14 protein-coding genes are annotated in these 19015 nt (G+C 72.4%); 2 read left to right on the top strand and 12 right to left on the bottom strand.

What is annotated here, in order from left to right; translation table 11 throughout:
* Positions 1–2: 2 nt before the first annotated feature.
* From C8K30_RS08975 to C8K30_RS08995, 5 genes are all read right to left on the bottom strand, one after another.
* Positions 3–842 (bottom strand): carbohydrate ABC transporter permease, encoded by an 840-nt coding sequence (locus C8K30_RS08975; protein ID WP_108492504.1) that lies wholly within the window; start codon positions 840–842, stop codon positions 3–5.
* Entirely contained in the window at positions 842–1789 is a 948-nt protein-coding gene (locus C8K30_RS08980; protein ID WP_108492505.1) for a carbohydrate ABC transporter permease, read from the bottom strand. The genes C8K30_RS08975 and C8K30_RS08980 overlap by 1 nt, the downstream gene beginning before the upstream one ends.
* A complete protein-coding gene (locus tag C8K30_RS08985; protein ID WP_108492506.1) occupies positions 1789–3084 on the bottom strand; it encodes an ABC transporter substrate-binding protein in 1296 nt (431 codons plus the stop codon). The genes C8K30_RS08980 and C8K30_RS08985 overlap by 1 nt, the downstream gene beginning before the upstream one ends.
* Positions 3085–3154: 70 nt before the next feature.
* Positions 3155–5212 (bottom strand): DUF2264 domain-containing protein, encoded by a 2058-nt coding sequence (locus C8K30_RS08990; protein WP_108492507.1) that lies wholly within the window; start codon positions 5210–5212, stop codon positions 3155–3157.
* Complete coding sequence (locus C8K30_RS08995) at positions 5209–6231, bottom strand: hydroxyacid dehydrogenase (RefSeq protein WP_233257062.1); 1023 nt, start codon at positions 6229–6231, stop codon at positions 5209–5211. Before C8K30_RS08995 ends, C8K30_RS08990 begins: the two co-directional genes overlap by 4 nt.
* Positions 6232–6403: 172 nt before the next feature.
* Here C8K30_RS08995 and C8K30_RS09000 point away from each other — a divergent pair, with 172 nt between their 5' ends.
* A complete protein-coding gene (locus tag C8K30_RS09000; protein WP_108492508.1) occupies positions 6404–8287 on the top strand; it encodes a heparinase II/III family protein in 1884 nt (627 codons plus the stop codon).
* Positions 8284–9396, top strand: a complete 1113-nt coding sequence (locus C8K30_RS09005) for a substrate-binding domain-containing protein (RefSeq protein ID WP_108492509.1) — start codon at positions 8284–8286, stop codon at positions 9394–9396. The genes C8K30_RS09000 and C8K30_RS09005 overlap by 4 nt, the downstream gene beginning before the upstream one ends.
* Before the next feature lie 20 nt (positions 9397–9416).
* Here C8K30_RS09005 and C8K30_RS09010 read toward each other — a convergent pair whose 3' ends face one another.
* From C8K30_RS09010 to C8K30_RS09045, 7 genes are all read right to left on the bottom strand, one after another.
* Positions 9417–10889, bottom strand: coding sequence for a rhamnulokinase family protein (locus tag C8K30_RS09010; RefSeq protein WP_233257063.1), 1473 nt, complete (start codon positions 10887–10889; stop codon positions 9417–9419).
* On the bottom strand, positions 10886–12961 hold the full coding sequence (locus tag C8K30_RS09015) for a bifunctional aldolase/short-chain dehydrogenase (protein ID WP_108492510.1): 2076 nt from the start codon (positions 12959–12961) through the stop codon (positions 10886–10888). The genes C8K30_RS09010 and C8K30_RS09015 overlap by 4 nt, the downstream gene beginning before the upstream one ends.
* Positions 12958–14133, bottom strand: a complete 1176-nt coding sequence (gene rhaI, locus C8K30_RS09020) for an L-rhamnose isomerase (RefSeq protein WP_108492511.1) — start codon at positions 14131–14133, stop codon at positions 12958–12960. The genes C8K30_RS09015 and rhaI overlap by 4 nt, the downstream gene beginning before the upstream one ends.
* Positions 14134–14348: 215 nt before the next feature.
* A complete protein-coding gene (rhaS, locus tag C8K30_RS09025) occupies positions 14349–15365 on the bottom strand; it encodes a rhamnose ABC transporter substrate-binding protein (RefSeq protein WP_108492512.1) in 1017 nt (338 codons plus the stop codon).
* Between the two features lie 11 nt (positions 15366–15376).
* A complete protein-coding gene (locus tag C8K30_RS09030; protein WP_108492513.1) occupies positions 15377–16372 on the bottom strand; it encodes an ABC transporter permease in 996 nt (331 codons plus the stop codon).
* On the bottom strand, positions 16369–17475 hold the full coding sequence (locus C8K30_RS09040) for an ABC transporter permease (RefSeq protein ID WP_233257064.1): 1107 nt from the start codon (positions 17473–17475) through the stop codon (positions 16369–16371). Before C8K30_RS09040 ends, C8K30_RS09030 begins: the two co-directional genes overlap by 4 nt.
* Positions 17472–19001, bottom strand: a complete 1530-nt coding sequence (locus C8K30_RS09045) for a sugar ABC transporter ATP-binding protein (RefSeq protein ID WP_108492514.1) — start codon at positions 18999–19001, stop codon at positions 17472–17474. Before C8K30_RS09045 ends, C8K30_RS09040 begins: the two co-directional genes overlap by 4 nt.
* Between the last annotated feature and the right edge of the window lie 14 nt (positions 19002–19015).

Here is a 19015-nt window from a genome sequence, read left to right on the forward strand (position 1 = left end):
GGTCACCCCTTCACGCCCGTCGTCGCGACGCCCTCGACGAAGTACCGCTGGCCGAGGAGGAAGATGAGCGCGATCGGCAGGACCGACAGCACGGAGCCCGTCATGATCAGCGCGTGCTCGGCGTTGTACTCCCCGATGAACGACTGCAGGCCGAGCTGGATCGTCCACAGCTCGCGGTCGCGCAGGTAGATGAGGGGACCGAGGTAGTCGTTCCAGGTCGAGACGAACGTGATGATCGTCAGCGACGCCAGGGCCGGCACCGACAGCGGCATGATGATCCGCCACCAGATCCCGTACTCGGAGAGCCCGTCGATGCGCGCCGCCTCCGAGAGCGAGTCGGGGATCGACTCGTAGTACTGCTTCATCAGGAAGACGCCGAAGGCACCGAACGCCTGCAGCAGCATGATCGCCCACAGGGTGTTGTTGAGCCCCCAGCTCGAGATCATCTGGAACTGCGGGATCATGTACGACTGCCAGGGCACCGCGATCGTCCCGATGTACAGCAGGAACAGCGCGTCCCGGCCGGGGAAGCGCATCTTGGCGAAGCCGTAGGCGGCGAAGCTGCCGGTCAGGACCTGCAGGAACGTCACGGCGACGGACAGGACGAGGGTGTTGCGCACCCACGTGACCATGTCGGCCTTGACCCAGATGTCGAGGTAGTTGCGCCACTGCACGGGGTCCGGGATCCATTGCACCGGTGCCGTGAACACCTGGTTGTTGAGCTTCAGCGACGAGATGACCATCCAGGCGAACGGGAGCATGATGCCCGCCGCGGCGGCGATCATCACCACGTAGAGCAGGATCCGGCCGGCCCTGCGGGCCGTTGTCGGGCGGGCGGCCATCACGCCTCCTTCCGCTTGTTGTACAGGAACTGCACCACAGTCACGAGGATGCAGATGAAGAACAGGACGACGGCGACGGCCGAGGCGTAGCCGAACTCGAACTGCTCGAAGCCCTTCTGGTAGATGTACTGGCTGAGCACGAGGGTCGCCTGGCCCGGACCGCCGTCGGTCATGACGAGGATCAGGTCGAAGACCTTGAAGCTCTGGATGGTGACCATGACCGTCACGAAGAACATCGTGGGCCGCAGGCAGGGCAGCGTGACGTTCCAGAACCGCTGCCAGGCGTTGGCGCCGTCGATCCGGGCGGCCTCGTGCAGCTCACCGGGCACGGTCTGCAGGCCGGCCAAGAACAGGAGCATGTAGTAGCCCATGTCCTTCCACGTGCCCACGATGATCACCGCGGGCATCGCCCAGTCCTTGGAGACGGTCCAGCCGGGCAGCTCGCCGCCGACGAACAGGCCCAGGAACTGGTTGATCGGCCCGTACTCGGGGCTGAACAGCATGTTCCACACCACGGCGACCGCGACGATCGACGTGATGTAGGGGAAGAACGCCACCGTGCGGAAGAACGCGGCGCCGCGCAGCTTCTGGTTGAGCAGCAGCGCGAGGCTGAGGGACACGACGATGGTGATCGGGATGTGCAGCGCGGCGTAGTAGAACGTGTTCCCGAGCGCGGTGTGGAAGCTCTTGTCGCCCAGCAGCCGCGCGAAGTTGTCGAGGCCCACCCACTCGGCCTTGCCGAAGATGTTCCAGCTCGTCAGGGAGATGTAGAACAGCGTGAGCACCGGTGCGAGGGTGAGCACCGCGAAACCGAGGAAGTTCGGCAGGATGAAGGTCCAGCCGACCAGCGCGTTGCGCAGCTTGAGCGACGTGCGGGGTTTCCTGAGCGGCGGGCGCTCGGGCTGCGAGAACCCGAGCGTCCGCCGGTCGGCGACAGGTGTCGCCATCAGCCGACCTCGTTGGCGACGCGCTCCTCGGCCTCGGCGAGCGCCTCGTCCACCGGCGTGGACTCCGACATGATCGCCGAGTGCGTCTCGCCCAGGATGGTCTGGATCGCCGCCGTGTTCTGGCCCACCGGGTTCTCCGGCAGCGTCTCGTGCGTGGTGTAGGCGAACCGGGACAGGTCGTCCTGCGGCACACCCTCCAGCCCGAAGATCGCGTCGGCGACGGCGTCGTCGATCAGGGCCGGCGTGATGCCGATCCCCGCGAGCGCAGCGGCGCCCTCGGGGCCGGCGGCGAACTTCAGGAAGTCCTTCGCGGTCTCGATCTTGGACTCGTCGATGCCCGCGTTGATGCCCATCGTCGTCGGGTCGCCGAACGTGACCGGCGTGTTCTCCGTGCCGGTCGTCGACTCGTCGAGCTGCGGGATCGGCGCGATGCCCCACTCGAACGTGTCCGCGGCGCCCGACGCCTGCTCCGCCACGAGCGTCCCGATGTACCAGGAGCCCATGGGCATCATCGCCGCCTTCTGGGTGCCGAACTGCGCCTGGTAGGTCAGCTCGTTCGTGGTGACCGTGGCGTAGGACGGCTGCGAGCCGTTGTCCTGCATCGCGAGCTCGCGCTCGTAGTACGGCGCGAGGAACGAGAAGTCGCCGCCGTCCAGCGAGGCACCCTCGGTCTGCGCGAGCGCGAAGCCCTGCACGGTGGACTGCCAGCTGTGCAGGTAGGTGCCCGTGACCTGCTTCTCGTCGATGTCCTTGGTCAGCGTCTCCGCGGCGTCGGCGTAGTCGTCCCAGGTCCAGGACCCGTCGGGCAGGTCCACGCCGGCCTTCTCGAACAGCTCCTTGTTGTAGTAGAGGAGCCACGAGTCCTGGCGATAGGGCACGGCGTAGGTGGCGCCGTCGACCGCCATCGGCTCCAGGCCGCCCGTCGCGGGGTCGAGCTCGGCCGCCACGTCCGAGATGTCGAGCAGCGTGCCGCCCTGCTGGAACGTGATGTAGTTCTTCAGGTTCTTCACGATGAAGATGTCCGGCGCAGCGTCCGCGGCGAGGTCGGCGGTGAGGGCCGTGTCGTAGTCGTCGCCCGCCGGGTACTCCTTGAGCTCCACGGTGACGTCCGGGTTCGCCTCGTGGTAGGCATCCGCGAGCGTCTGGAACTCCGGCGTGGACGCGAAGTCCCAGCCGGCCAGCGTGATGGTGACCGGGCCCTCGGCGGCCGCGGGCTCGGACTCTCCGCCGCACCCCGTCAGGGCCAGCGTCGCGGCGGCTGCGACGCCGACCGCGCTCATGATCTTGCGGTTCATTCCTACTCTCCTTCGAGTAATCCCGTACCCGCGACGCCTCGGTGGCGACCGTCGGGTGCGGCGTGTGTGGTCAGGGCAGGGTTGCCGTGGTCCGTGTGCCATCCGGCCAGGTCACGGCGGCCTGTCCGGCGGTCAGATCGAGATGCGGTTGCCCGGGATCGGGTGCCCGCGCGAGGTGTACGCCGACGCCGACCCAGCCGGACGGCACCGGCGCGTAACGCAACCAGGGGGTGGTGGTCGGGCCGGCGAGCGGGGTCGCGTCGTCGGACGTCGTCTCGCCGTACACCGGGGCGACGTCGCCCAGCAGCGGGACCAGTGTCGAGACGAGCCCTGGCCCAGCGGCCCACCCACCGATCCGCAGCGCCGTCGCCTCGGCGGGCGGTCGGCCCTCGGCGGCCGGGCCGCCCTCGGCGGCCGGCCTGCCCTCGCGGATCGAGGCTTGCACCAGGCGGACCTCCCACGGGCCGCGGACGATCGAGACCGTCGTGATCCGGCCTGCGGGCGTCGAGGTGCCGGGGCGGCCCGACCCGTGGTCGGGCACAGACAGGTCAGGTTCGACCCAGTGCGCGTCGGCCACCGAGGCGAGCGCGACGGCGACGACTTCGCGAGTTGGGTCGCTCGCACCGCCATCTCCACGAGATCGGTCCTCTGCTTCGAGATCGGTCGATCGCTGGACCGAGCTCAGAGCATGCGACCGATCTCGAACCTCAACCGGCGCGATCGGCTCGAAGCCCGTGCGGTGGGTCGAGCGACCCGTCGCGTCCAGCAGAACCACCGACTGGTCCAGCGGTGCGGTCCAGGCATCGGCGTCCAGCAGGGGCGACGTCGCTGTCGAGTAGCCGAGCCGCGCGTACAGCGGCGAGTCGCCGCCGTCGGACCCGGGCAGCGCGTGGTCGGTGCCGTGGTTGATCACGCGCACGATCCCGTCGTCGTGCGTGGCGCTGATGGCCCAGCCGGGCGCGGCGGCGACGGTGAGCACGTCGCCGACGTCGACGGGGAGCGGCTCGGGTGCCACCGTCCAGACCTCGTGCGAGGCGGGGAGCGCAAGGCCGAGCAGGCCCTTGCTCGCCCAGTAGGGCGAGCCGGTGCCGCTGTACCGCTGCGCGATGGGACGCCACGGGTGGTGCCAGCCGAGGGTGAGGAGCCCGTCCGGCCCCGGCACCCCGTGGTCGGCGAAGTGCCGCACGATGCGCGTCGCCGCCTCGCGCAGCTGCCCCGGTCGGCCGGCGCCCGCGAAGGCACCGGCCCAGAACGGGGCGGCGGCCGCGAACCGGTAGGTGAGGCTGCGGCCCTGGAGGAGCGGGGCGCCGTCGGACCCGACGAGGGCGAGCGCGTCGTCCAGGTATCGCCCCAGGTGGGCGCGGTCCTGAGCGGAGCGGGCGGTCAGGTCGTCGCCGGCCGCCTCGGCAACCGATGCCGCGCCCGTCATCCGCGCCCACAGCGCCGGATACAGGTGCAGGGCCCAGCCCGCGTAGTGGTCGAAGCTCCGCTCGGGCCCGTCGGCGAACCAGCCGCCAGGACGGCGGAACCGGTCGTGGGCGGCGAGGTCGCGGGCGACGTCGGCGGCGGAGAACGGCCCGCCGACCGACCGCAGGAACGTCTCGACCACAATCCGGAACCAGACCCAGTTGTTGTCCGGGTAGGTCTTGTCGCCCACCACGGACCCCAGGTAGTCCACCACGTGCTCCTGGGCGGCCGGCGCGAGCCGGTCCCAGATCCAGGGCCGCGTCATGTCGAGGATCAGCGCGAGCGAGGCGGCCTCGACCTTGGCCTGGCCGTGCTCCTCGGGCCGGGTCCACCGCTCGGGGTGGGCGGGATCGGTGCCCGCGGCCAGCCCGGCCGCGTACCGCTCGGCGAGGTTGTCCGGATCGGCGCCGTCCTCCCCCGCGAGCCGGAAGCCGGCCAGCAGGAACGTGCGCGCGAAACCCTCCAGGCCGTCGACGGCGGTGCCGTACCCGCCGGGCGTGCCCGGGAGCGTGAAGAGCGAGCCGCTCGGCGACGCGTACGGTCGCACCGCGGCCAGGAGCCGGTCGGCGTAGGCGGCGAGCCACGCGCGGGCCTCGGGCCCGGACTCCCCGGAGCGGCCTGCCGTGCCGGGCACCTGCGTCTGCGCCTCGTGGCCGGTCATGCGACGAACTCCATGTCCGCGCGCGTCACGGCGCTCCGGGGCGCGTCGCCCCGCGCGTACCGCTCCAGCTCGTCGAGCGCGGCGGCGGTCATCCGCCGCGTCTCCGTCCCGAGCGACCCCGCGATGTGCGGCGTGATCACGACGTTCGGCAGGTCGTACAGCACGGACGACGCCGGCAGCGGCTCCGGCTCGGTGACGTCGAGCATCGCGTAGATCCGGCCGGTGGCGCACTCGCGCTCCAGCGCCGCGGTGTCCACGACGGCACCGCGCGCGGTGTTGATGAGCGTGGCGCCGTCGGGCAGCAGGGCGAGCTCGCGCGCGCCGATCAGCTTGCGTGTCGAGGGCAGCTCGGGGGCGTGCAGGGAGACGATGTCGGACGCCGCCAGCAGCTCGTCGAGCGGCACCAGCCGCGCGCCGGCCTCGGCCACGACGGCGGGGTCGGCGAGCGGGTCCGCGACGAGGATCTCGCGCGTCTCGGGGCCGGAGCCCGGCACCGTCAGCCGCGCCACCACCTGGCGGCCGGTCCGGGAGAAGCCGACGATCCCGACGGTCCGGTCGCGGTTGGAGAGGACGCCGTGCTCGCCCAGGTAGGACCAGTCGTCGCGCCGCGTGCGGGCGATGTTCGCGAGGAAGGGCGCCTTCTTGCCGGCCATGACGATCGCGGCCACCGTGAACTCGGCGACGGGCAGCGCGTTCTCGGCCACGGCGTTGGTGACGAGCAGCCCGCGGTCCCAGACGGCGTCGGACACGAGCGGCCGGACCGTGCCCGCGCAGTGCAGCACGGCGCGCAGTTTCGGGGCGAGGTCGAGCACGTCCTCGGTGATCCGGGGCGCGCCCCACGAGGTGAGGAGCACCTCGACGTCGGCCAGGCGGTCCTTCGCCTCAGGGGTGTCGTAGGACGCCACGCGCAGGGGCTCGCCGAGCGTCGCGATCGCGCCGAGGCGGGTGGCCTCGTCGGGACCGAACTGCATGCGTAGCGCTCGGTCGTCCATGACGAGCAGGACCTCAGGTCGCCGCACCACCGCGCTCCTCTCCGTCGAGTGTCACGTTCGCCTGATCAGCCAGACGAACAATTCCGATCAACTACGATCGGCCGTTGCCCATTGAAGCCGACAACACGGGGCGTTGGCAAGCCCTGGCCATAGACGAAGAGTTCCGATACGATCATTTTCGAACATTGGAGGAGTGCACATGACAGCAGCGACGCTGCCTGCGCCCGACGTCACCGACCGGGGCTTCTGGGCGTCCCAAAACGTTGCCGGACCCCTCGCCCCCACGCTCGCGGCGGCCGACGCCGAGCGCGGCACCCCCTGGCCGCAGACCCTCGCCTCGCAGTACGCCCGGTTCTTCCGGGACGGCGACCGCACGGTCTACGAGGGGCACGTCGCCGCCCGGCACGCACGCCTGACCCGCGCCACGCTGGCGGCGCTGCTCGACCCGCGCGCGGACCGCATCGACGAGGTGGTCGACGGCGTGCTGCTGCTGTGCGAGCAGTCGACCTGGTGCTGGGCCGCGCACGACGACACGTTCGACCGCTTCGGCCGCGTCACGCCCACCGTCACCGAGCCGTACCTCGATCTCGGCGCCGGGGAGGTCGCCGCGCAGCTCGCGTGGATCGACCACCTGCTCGGCCCTGCGCTCGACGAGCGCGCGCCCGGCGTGCGGTGGCGCCTCCGGTCGGAGACGCAGACCAGGGTGCTGCGTCCCTTCACCGAGCGGCGCGACTGGTGGTGGCTCGGCGTCGATCACCCGATCATGAACTGGAGCCCCTGGATCCAGGGCAACGTGCTCGCCGCCGGCCTCGCGCTGGAGGACGACCCCGACCGGCGTCGGGCGATCGCCGCGCTCGTCGCGGAGGGGATCGCCGCCTACTGGGCGTCGCTGCCCGCGGACGGCGGGGTGGACGAGGGCTACCACTACTGGTGGCAGGGCGCCGCCCGCGCGCTCGAGGCGCAGGACCTGCTGGGGTTCGCCGGGATCGAGCCCGGACCGGAGGCGCTGGACCGTATCCGCGCGACCGTCGCCTTCCCGCACTCCATGCACCTCGGCGGCGACTGGTACGTCAACGTCGCCGACGGCGCCGCGCGACCGCTCGCGACCTGGCCCTGGAACGTCGTGCACGGGTGGGCCCTGCGGGTGGGCGATCACGTCGCGGCCCAGCATGCGGCGTCGTACCGGGGGCTGCCGGGTGGCCTGTTCGACGAACGCGCCTCCCTTCCCCGCGCGGTCCGGATGCTGGCCGAGGCTGCGACAGGCTCAGGGCCACGCACCGGATGGGCAGACGGTCCGTCGACCGCGCCGCCCCTGGTGGGGCAGGCTTTCTTCCGGTCGACGGGGGTGGCCGTCGCGCGCTCGGCGCCCGGATCGGCACGCGGGCTCGCGGTGTCGGTCAAGGGCGGGCACAACGGCGAGAACCACAACCACGTCGACGTGGGCTCGGTCATCGTGGCGGTCGACGGCGTGCCCCTCGTGGTCGACGCCGGCAAGCCCACCTACCGCGCCGGGACCTTCGGGCCGGACCGGTACGAGCTGTGGGCCGTCCGCGGCGGCTGGCACAACGTCCCACGGATCCGCGGCGTGGAGCAGCCTCCTGGCCAGGAGTTCGCGGCTCGCGGCTTCGAGGTGTCGGACGCCGGCCCATGGAGCGCCCGGCTCGACCTGGCCGCGGCCTATCCGGTGGACGGGCTGGAGCACTGGTGGCGCGAGGTCACCCTGGACCCGGCCGGCGAGGCGGTGACCGTCGAGGATGCCTGGTCCTTCTCGAGCGCGGCCGGGGCACCGGACGGCCCTACGGCCTGGCACTGGCTGCTCGCCGGAGACGTCACGCTCGCTCCCGGCCGGGCAGTGGTCCGGTTCTCGCCGGACCCGGCGGCGGGCCGCGCGCTCGCGATCGCCTGGGATCCTGACGTCGTCGACGCGGAGCTCGACGTGCGCGAGCTGGACGACCCAGAGCTGTCCGCCGTCTGGGGTGAACACCTGACCCGGCTGCGGCTCACGGCGCGCGCAGAGGCGCCGTCGGGCACGTTCCTGGTAACCATGGGACCCATCGGGTCAGGACCACAGGAGGTTGCATGACGGAGGAAGCGCCGCTCCCGAGCGAGCGTCGGGCGCGACTGATCGCGCGGGTGCGGGAGACCGGGTCCGCGCGCGTGAGCGACCTGTCGCGCGTGCTCGGCGTGACGCCCGTGACCGTGCGGCGCGACCTCGCCCTGCTCGTCGCGGACGGCACGCTGGAGAAGGTGCACGGCGGCGCCCGGATCCCGGCCCGCGCGGCCGGCATGTCCACCGGCGCCACCACCGGCATCGGAATGCCCGCGGTGACACCCGCCGACGACGCCGGGCAGCTGACCATCGGCATGGTCGTGCCCTCTATCGACTACTACTGGCCCGAGGTGATCCGAGGAGTGCGGGACGCCGCGCACGGGACGGCGCGGCTGATCCTGCGCGGCGGGTCGTACGACGTCGACCAGGTGCGGCGCCAGGTCGCGGCGCTCGTCGGGGACGACGGCGGCCCGGGTGTCGACGGCCTCCTCGTGGCGCCGCCCGTCGACGGGCCCGATGCCGCCGAGCTGGGCGAGTGGCTCGCCGGGCTGAACCTGCCGGTGGTGCTCATGGAGCGGCGGCTGGCGGCGGGCCCGTACCGCGAGCCGCTGGAGTCGGTAGCGACCGACCACGCGCTCGGCTCCGGCACCGCGGCGCGGCACCTCGCGGAGCGCGGGCACCAGCGGGTGGGGCTGGTGACGTCGCGGACCAGCCCGACGTCGGCCGCCGTCCGGCGCGGTTTCCTCGCGGTGACGGACGAGCTGGGGCTCGACGTCATCCTCGACCTGGAGACCGTGCCGCTGTCCGACGCCGGATGGGCCGACGAGGCCGCCGCCGTGCTGGACCGGTGCGCGGAAACGGGCGTGACGGCGCTCCTGGTGCACTCCGACAAGGAGGCGATCTCGCTGGTGGAGCGGGCGCAGGAGCGCGGCGTGCGGGTGCCGGCGAACCTAGCCGTCGTCGCCTACGACGACGAGGTGGCCGGGCTGGCGGATCCGCCGCTCACCGCGGTGCGGCCGCCCAAGGCGACGATCGGAGCGGGCGCCATGGAGCTGCTGGCGCGGCGGCTGGAGGTCGGCGACGACCGCCCGATGCACCGCGTGGAGCTGAGCCCCCGGCTGGTGATCCGCTCCTCGACGTAGCCCCCTGGGCGGGTACCGGTTCAGAACACGTGCAGTTCCGTGCTGTCGCGGACCACGGTCCGCAGGCCCGCGAGCGTGCTCGGCCCGACGCCGGACGCGCGCGCCTGGACCAGGACGTTGCCGAGCGCCGTCGCCTCGGCCGGGCCGACCACGACGGGGAGCCCGGTCGCCTCCGCCGTGAGCCGGTTGAGCAGCTCGTTCTGCGAGCCGCCACCCACCACGTGCACGGCCCGGATCTCGATCCCGGCCAGCTCGCCGGCCTGCCGGACCACCCGGGCGTAAGCGGCCGCCAGGCTGTCCAGCACCACCCGGGCCAGTGCCGCCCGGGTCTCGGGCGCCTCCGCCCCGGAGCGCCGGATCGCCGCAAGCACCCGGGCCGGCATGCCGCCGGGGGCCAGGAACTCGTCGCCGTCCACGGCCAGGAGGCACCGGCCGCCCGGCTCGGCCGCCGCCTCGGTGAGCAGCACACCGAGGTCGACCGGAGGGCCCTCGCCCCGCGAAGCGTCCACCGTCCACTCCCGGACGCACTCGTCCAGGACCCACAGGCCGGTGACGTTGCGCAGGTACCTGACGGTGCCGTCGACGCCCAGCTCGTTGGTGAAGTTCGCCGTGCGGCTCGCGTCGGTGAGCACGGGCCCGGGCAGCTCCACCCCGACCAGGGACCAGGTCCCGGAGGAGATGTAGGCGGCGGTCCCGTCCTCCGGCAGCGGCGTCCCGACCACCGCGGACGCCGTGTCGTGGGAGGCCACCGCGAACACCGGGACCGGGCCGAGACCCGTCGCCTCGCGCACGGCGTCCGTCAGGGGACCGACCACGGTCCCCGGCTCCACGAGCTCCGGAAGCAGCTCGCCCAGCCCGGTCAGCCCGGGGTGCTCGGCGCCCAGCCGGTCCAGCAGCTCGGCCGACCAGGTGCGCGACCGGGCGTCGAGCAGCCCCGTGGTGGACGCGTTCGTCACCTCCGCGACCTGCCGCCCGGTCAGCCGGTACGTGATGAGGTCGGGCACGAGCAGCAGCCGGGAGGCGAGCGCCCACTCGGCCGAGCCCGGCCCGCCGTCGGCCCCCGCCACGAGCTGGAACTCCGTGGTGAACGGCAGGTGCTGCAGCCCGTTGACGGCGTAGTGCCCGGCGAAGGAGATCCGCTCGTAGACCCGGTCCGCGACCCCCTCCGTCCGGGCGTCCCGGTAGCTCCACGGGTCCCCCACGAGCTCGCCGTCAGGACCGAGCAGGCCGTAGTCGATCGCCCACGAGTCCACCCCGATCCCGCGGACCTCGACCCCGGTCTGTGCAGCCAGGGTGCCCGCGGAGCGCAGCCCGTCGAGGATTCCTGCCCACAGCGCCTCGACGTCCCAGCGCAGGCCGTCACCGGAGTCCACCGGGCCGTTGGGGAACCGGCCGCACTCGACCAGCTCGACCCGCCCGCCGTCGAGCACACCGAGCATGACCCGGCCGCTGGTCGCCCCCAGGTCGATCGCGACGAACCCCGACTCGCTCACCGCAGGAACGCCGCTGCCACGCCCGCGTCGACAGGCACGTGCAGGCCGGTCGTGTGCGAGAAGTCGGAGGTGCACAGCGCGAAGACGGCGGCCGCCACGTTGTCGGGCAGCACCTCTCGCTTGAGCAGCGTGCGCTGCGCGTAGAACTCGCCGAGCTTCTCCTCCGGCACCCCGTACACCGCCGCCCGGTTGGCGCCCCAGCCGGACGCGAAGATGCCCGACCCGCGCACCACTCCGTCCGGGTTGACGCCGTTCACGCGGATCCCGTGCTCGCCGAGCTCGGCTGCCAGCAGGCGCACCTGGTGCGCCTGGTCGGCCTTGGTCGCGGAGTACGCGATGTTGTTCGGCCCGGCGAACACGGAGTTCTTCGAGGAGATGTAGACGATGTCACCGCCCATGCCCTGGTCCACCAGCACCCGCGCCGCTTCACGTGAAACCAGGAACGACCCCTTGGCCATGACGTTGTGCTGCAGGTCCCAGTCGGCCTCGGTGGTGTCGAACAGCGAACGCGACAGGGACAGCCCGGCGTTGTTCACCACGAGGTCGACGCCGCCGAACGCAAGCACGGCCTCCCGCACCCCGGCCTGCACCGCCGCCTCGGAGGACACGTCCACGGCCACACCGATCGCGACGTCCGCCGACCCGAGCTCCGCTGCCGCCGCGGACGCCTTCTCGGCGTCCAGGTCCGCGACCACTACGCACGCGCCCTCGGCGGCCAGCCGCGTCGCGATCGCCTTGCCGATGCCCGACGCCGCCCCGGTCACCAGCGCGATCCGCGTCGCCAGCGGCTTGGGCGCGGGCATCCGCTGCAGCTTCGCCTCCTCGAGCGCCCAGTACTCGATGCGGAACTTCTCGTGCTCCGCGATGGGCGCGTAGGTCGAGATGGTCTCGGCCCCGCGCATCACGTTGATCGCGTTGACGTAGAACTCGCCGGCCACGCGCGCCGTCTGCTTGTTCCGGCCGTACGAGAACATGCCCACGCCGGGGACCAGCACGATCGCAGGGTCGGCGCCGCGCATCGCGGGCGGCTCCTCGCCGCGCGCCCGCGCGGCCCCCGCGCCCCGCTCGTAGTACGCCGCGTAGTCGGCGCGGTAGGCGGTGTGCGCGGCGCGCAGGGCGGCAACGGTCTCCTCCACGGTGGCCGACGTCGGGACGTCGACCACCAGCGGCTTCACCTTGGTGCGCAGGAAGTGGTCGGGGCACGAGGTGCCCAGCTCGGCGAGCGGCACCAGCCGCTCCCGGGCCACGAACTCCAGCACGGCCGCCGAGTCGGTGAAGTGGCCGACCTGCGGGGCGTCGATGCTGGCCAGGCCCCGGATCACGGGGGCGAGCGCAGCGGCACGGGCGCGCCGCTCGTCGTCGGGCAGGGGCTCGTAGCCCGGCCGCGGGGCACCGAACGGGTGGACGTCCCGGGTCGCGGCCCGGGCGGCGATGAACTCCTCGGCCCGCCGGATGATGTCCAGCGACCGCTCCTCCGCCTCGCCCGAGGTGTCGCCCCAGGCGGTGATCCCGTGCCCGCCGAGGATGCAGCCGACCGCCTGCGGGTTGGCCGCCTTGATGGCCGCGATGTCGAGGCCGAGCTGGAAGCCCGGCCGGCGCCACGGCACCCACACGACCTCGCCGCCGAAGATCTCGGCGGTCAGCTTCTCGCCGTCGGCCGCCGCGGCGATCGCGATGCCGGCATCGGGGTGCAGGTGGTCCACGTGGGGCGCGTCGACCAGACCGTGCATAGCGGTGTCGATCGACGGCGCCGCACCGCCCTTGCCGTGCAGGCAGTAGTCGAACGCGGCGACCATCTCGTCCTCGCGCTCCTCACCCGGGTACACGTCCACCAGGGCACGCATCCGGTCCAGCCGCAGCACGGCCAGACCCTGCTCGGTGAGCGTGCCGAGGTCACCGCCGGAGCCCTTGACCCACAGCAGCTCGACGGCCTCGCCCGTCACGGGATCGGTGGCGGTCCCCTTCGCGGACGTGTTGCCGCCCGCGTAGTTGGTCACCCGCGGGTCGGACCCCAGCCGGTTCGACCGCCCCACGAGCTCCCGGACCGCGCCGTTCTGGACGACGTCGTTCATGCTCCCCATCCTGCCTGCGCGCCACCGACGCGCTCGCTCGCGATCTTCTCGGCATAGCCCGACGCCGCGAAGGCGGCAGTCGGGTTCGGGTCCAGGCCCATCTCCTCGCGCACCTGCGCGACGAGCGGGCGGACGTCGGTGTCGTACGCGTCCATGAGCACGCCGTGCGCGCCGAGCACGTCACCGGACAGCTGGGCCGCCGTGAGCGCCTCGACGTCGACGAGCAGCGCCTTGGCCGTCGCCTCCTGGACGTTCATGACGGACCGGATCTGGGCGGGGATCTTCGGCTCGATGTTGTGGCACTGGTCGAGCATGAAGTTCACGCCGCTGTCCGGGGCGTGCGCCCCGGCGGACACGATCTCGTGCATGATCCGGAAGAGCTGGAACGGGTCCGCGGCGCCGACCATGAGGTCGTCGTCGGCGTAGAACCGGCTGTTGAAGTCGAAGGCGCCGAGCCGGCCCTGGCGCAGCAGCTGCGCCACGATGAACTCGATATTGGTGCCGGGCGCGTGGTGGCCCGTGTCGAGCACCACCTTCGCCCGGTCGCCCAACGCCATGACGTGCAGCAGGGACGTGCCCCAGTCCGGGACGTCGGTCACGTAGAACGCAGGCTCGAAGAACTTGTACTCGAGCACCATGTGCTGGTCGTCGTCGAGCGCGGCGTAGATCTGGGCCAGGGACTCGGCGATCCGGTCCTGACGGGCCCGGATCGAGTCCTGGCCGGGGTAGTTGAGGCCGTCGGACAGCCAGACCTTGAGGTCCTTGGACCCCGTGGCGCGCATGACGTCGATGCACTGCTTGTGGTGGTCCACGGCCTTGGCCCGCACCCGCGGGTCGGGGTGGGCGAGCGAGCCCAGCATGAAGTCCTCGTCCTGGAAGACGTTGGAGTTGATCATGCCGATCTGCACGCCCAGGTCGGCGGCGTGCCGGGCGAGACCGGAGAAGTCGTCGACGAGGTCCCAGGGGATGTGCAGGCTGACCCGCGGCGCGACGCCGGTGTACTGGTGCACCTGGGCAGCGTCAGCGATCTTCTCGAACGGGTCGCGCGGCACGCCCGGCTGGCTGAAGACCTTGAACCTCGTGCCCGAGTTGCCGAAGGCCCAGGACGGCAGCTCGATCGTCTGCTGCCGGAGCGCGGACCTGGCCGCCTCGACACGTGTGGATGCCGCCATGGCGTCCTCTCTCTCCCGCACACCCTCGTGCGCATATCTTGAAACGATTCATTGGGAGCCTATTCCGACGACGCCGCACGGTCAAGGTCTCCGACCGGCCCCGGCCGCGCCGCCGGCCCTCCCGATCTCGCGAATGACGCTCGTACCCAGCGATCTGGCCCGGGACTCTCGTGAGTCTCGGGCCAGATCACTGGGTGGAAGGCTGCTCGAACAGGTCAGAAGTCGAAGTCCGCGATGTTGCTCGCGTCGTAGACGTACGGCTCGCCGAGCAGCACCTCGCCGTCGGCCCCCACGGTGTACTCACCGAGGCGGCCGGCCTCGAAGGTGTCGCCCTCCTCGCCCGTGATGTCGCCCGCCACGAGAGCCGCGGCGGCCTGCGTCGCCAGGTAGCCCAGGTCGGTCGGGTTCCACAGCGCGAACGCCTCGACGGTGCCGTCCTCGACGTACTCGCGCATCTGGTTGGGCGTGCCGAGTCCGGTGACCGCGACCTTGCCCTTGTACTCCGACGTCGATACGTAGCGTGCCGCCGCGGCGATGCCGACGGTCGTGGGCGAGACGATCCCCTTGAGGTCCGGGTGCGACTGCAGCAGCGCCGCCGTCTTGTCGAACGAGGTCTGGTCGTCGTCGTCGCCGTAGGCGGTCTCGACGAGCTCGATGTCCGGGTAGTCGGAGGCGAGCTTCTCCTCCATGATCGCGATCCACGCGTTCTGGTTGGTCGCGTTGGCGGACGCCGACAGGATAGCGATCTCGCCCTTGCCGCCGATCTGGTCGGAGATCAGCTCGAGCTGCTTGTCCGCGATGCCCTCGGCGGAGGCCTGGTTGACGAACAGGTCGCGGAACTGCGGCTCGGTGTCCGAGTCGAACGTGACGACCTTGGTGCCCGCCGACCGCGCCTCGTCCAGCGCGTCGCCGATCGCCGTCGGGTCGTTGGCCGACACCACCAGCGCGCTGACGCCCTGCTGGGCCGCGGTGTTGATGAACGGCACCTGGGCGTCGGGCGAGGCGGTGTCCGGCCCGACCTCCTCGACCGTGGCGCCCAGCTCCTCGGCAGCCTCCTGCGCGCCCGCCGTCGACGCCTCGAAGTACGGGTTGCCCAGGTTCTTGGGCAGCATGGTTATGGTGACGTCGGCGGTGCCGCCGCCACCGCCGTCGTCCCCGCCCGAACCGCAGGCGGACAGGCCCAGCGCGAGCACAGCGGCCGTGCCGGCCGCGAGCACAGATGTGAACTTCATCGTTCGTCTCCCTAGGTTCGTTGTCCGACGGCGCCGCGCCGTCGGACTCTCACGCCGCCCGCGATGCGCGGCGCGACCACCGACACGACGAGTGCCGTGCCGATCACGATGTTGATGACGTTGACGGTGACGCCCTCCAGGCGCAGGGCGCTGCTGAGCACACCGATGAGCAGGACGCCCGCGACCACGCCGTGGATCGCGCCGCGCCCGCCGAAGATCGACACCCCGCCGAGCAGCACGGCCGCGACCACCTGCAGCTCCATTCCTGTCGCGTTGTCGCCGCGGGCACTGCCGTAGCGGAGCGTGTAGTAGACGCCCGCGAGCGCCGACACCGCGCCGGACAGCACGAACAGGATCAGCAGGGTCCGCTTGACGTCGACGCCGGAGAACCGGGCGGCCTCGCTGCTGCGGCCGATGTCGAGCACGTTGCGGCCGAACGGCGTCGCGTGCAGCAGCACCGCGAAGACGGCGATCAGCGCGACGAGCCCGAGGGTGATCACCGGGTAGGGCGACTCTCCCAGGTTCTCCGTTGCGCCGTCGGTCCACGACTCGGGAAAGTCGGTGACCGCCGTCGTGCCCAGGAGGCCCACGGCGAGGCCGCGGTAGAGGGCGAGCGAGCCGATGGTGACCGCCAGCGAGGGCAGGCCGGCGTACGCGACCAGCGCCCCGTTGACCGCGCCGCACACCGCTCCGAGCAGCACCGACACCGGGAGCGCGACCCACAGGCCGAGCCCCGCCTGGTGCAGCAGCCCGAAGGTCACGCTGGAGAGCCCGACCACGGACGCCACCGACAGGTCGATCTCGCCGGTGGCGATGATCAGCGTCATGGGCAGGGCGATGAGCAGCACGGGGGCGACGTCGAGCACCAGGTAGGTGATGGTGAGCGGGCCGTCGAAGCCCTGCACGGCCGCGGACGCGACCACCCAGGCCACGACCAGGATCAGGATGGTCAGCATCTCGCGGGTGAGCAGCGCGCGCTGCCACCACGGGCGGGCGTGGGTCCTCATGCGGTCGCCTCCTCGCGGTTCGTGCCGTCGCTCTGGGGGCCGTCGCCCGGCTGGGCTGCGCCCGGCTGGGCCGCGCCCGGCGGAGCCGCGCCCGGCGGGGCTCCGCCGGGCGATCGAGGCCCGGGCGGGTCGGCGTCGCGGGCCGCGGCCAGCCGGCGCGAGCGGCGGTTGGCGAGCACCCGGTCCAGCGCGATGGCGCCGATGATGAGCGCGCCGACCACCGCGCGCTGCCAGAAGTCGGGGATGCCCACCACGGGCAGCGCCCGGTTGATGGTGAGCAGCAGCATCGCGCCGAGGGCCGCACCCGCGACGGTGCCGCTGCCGCCGAAGATCGCGACGCCGCCCACCACCACGGCACCCACGACCTGCAGCTCGATGCCTAGCCCCGCGCCCGAGGACACCGTCCCGTACCGGGCGGCGAACATCACGCCGGCCAGCCCGGCGAGCGCCCCGTTCAGCGCGAACGCCCACAGCAGCCGACGCCGGACGGGCAGGCCCTGCAGCGCCGCAGCATCGGGGTCGGACCCGATGGCGTACAGCTGCCGCCCGCCGCGCGCGGTGTACATGTAGTAGCCGACGGCGACGAGCACGATCGCGGCGACGATGGTCAGCACTGGCACGCTCAGCACCTGCCGCGTGCCCAGGGCGAGGAACGCGCGCGGCATGTCGCCCGCGTCGATCCGGTCGCTGCCGGCCCAGGTCAGCGTCACCCCGCGGTAGACGTACAGGGTGCCGAGCGTGATGACGAGCGCCGGCACCCGGGCGAACGCCACGATCGATCCGTTGACCAGGCCCAGCACGGTCCCGGCCGCGATCGCGACCAGCGCGACCACGACGATCGGCAGGTCGGGCGCATCGATGAACAGGCGGCCCGTGAGGTACGCCGTGAGGCCGAGCACCGAGCCGACGGACAGGTCCACGTTGCGCGTGATGACCACTACCGCCTGTCCCACGGCGAGCACCACGAGGATCGCGGGTGTGAGCAGCAGGTCCCGCCAGCCGCCCGGGCTGAGCAGGAAGCCGGGCTGGACGATGGTGGTCACGCCGATCACGACCAGGAGGGCCAGCGCGATGCCGGCCTCGCGGCGGCGGAGCAGGCTCATGCTGCCCCCTCCGTCTCGGCCGTCGTCTCGGACGCGCCCGGTGTCGCCGCGCGCATCACCCTCTCCGGCGTCGCCTGCGCGCGACTCAGCTCGGCGACGATGCGCCCCTCGCGGACCACGAGCACGCGGTCGGCCATCCCCAGTACCTCCGGCAGCTCGGACGAGATCATCAGGACCGCCAGCCCTTCGGCGGCCAGGGTGGACAGCAGCCGGTGCACCTCTGCCTTGGTGCCGACGTCGATGCCGCGGGTCGGCTCGTCGACGATGAGCACCTTGGGCCCGGTGGCCAGCCACTTCGCCAGCACGACCTTCTGCTGGTTGCCGCCGCTCATGGTGGTGGCCGTCGCGTCCAGCGCCCCGGCCTTGACCTCGAGGCGGCCGGACCAGTCGCGCGCGAGCCGCGCCTCGGCGTCGGGCAGCAGGATGCCCAGGCGGGCCAGACGCCGCCGTGCGACGGCGGAGACGTTCCGGGCCACCGACGACTCGGTGACCAGGCCCTGCAGCCGCCGGTCCTCGGGGACCAGGGCGAGGCCCGCGGCGATTGCCGCGGCCGGGTCGCCCGGGCGCAGGTCCTTGCCCCCGACGACGACGCGCCCGGCCGCGTACTGGTCCACGCCGAACACCGCCCGGGCGATCTCGCTGCGGCCCGCGCCGACAAGACCCGCCAGGCCGACGATCTCGCCCGCCCGCACCTCGAAGGACACGTCGTGGAAGGTGCCCGTGGACTCCAGCCCCTCGACCTGCAGCACCACCTCGCCCGGCGTGCTCGGGACCTTGGGGTAGAGGTCGGCCACGGCGCGGCCGACCATGCGCCGGACCAGCTCGTCGGGCGTGACGTCGGCGACGGCGTCCGTGGAGACGTGCTCGCCGTCGCGCATCACGGTGACCGTGTCGCAGAGGTCGGCGACCTCGTCGAGGCGGTGCGAGATGAACACGACGGCGCGGCCGGCGTCGCGCAGCCCCCTGGCGACGGCGAACAGCCGGCGCACCTCGACGGCGCTCAGCGCCGCCGTCGGCTCGTCCATGACCAGGAGGCGGGCGTCCAGCGAGATCGCCTTGGCGATCTCGACGATCTGCTGGTCGGCGATGGACAGGCCCTCCGCGGGGCGGTCCGGGTCGAGGTCGACGCCGAGGTCCCGGAACAGGTCGCGGACTCCCTCGCGCATCGCGCGGCGGTCGATCCGCCGGAACCGGCCGAGCGGCTCCCGGCCCAGGTAGATGTTCTCGGCGACCGTCAGGTCCGGGAAGCTCGCGGGCTCCTGGTGGATGACGGCGACGCCGGCGGCCTTGGCCTCGGCGGGACCGGTGAAGTCGACGGGCTCGCCGTCGAGCTCGACCACCCCGGCGTCGCGGCGGTGCACGCCGCCCACGATCTTGACCAGCGTGGACTTGCCGGCGCCGTTCTCGCCGACGAGGGCATGGATGCTGCCCGGGTGCACTGTCAGGGTGCCGGAGCGAAGGGCGGCCACGGGCCCGAAGGACTTGGCAACTCCGTCCAGGCGCAGCGTCGGTGCGGCGTTCGGCATGTCTCTCCGTCGAG

The organism is Promicromonospora sp. AC04 (assembly GCF_003058225.1).
In the GTDB taxonomy this organism is placed as follows: domain Bacteria; phylum Actinomycetota; class Actinomycetes; order Actinomycetales; family Cellulomonadaceae; genus Promicromonospora.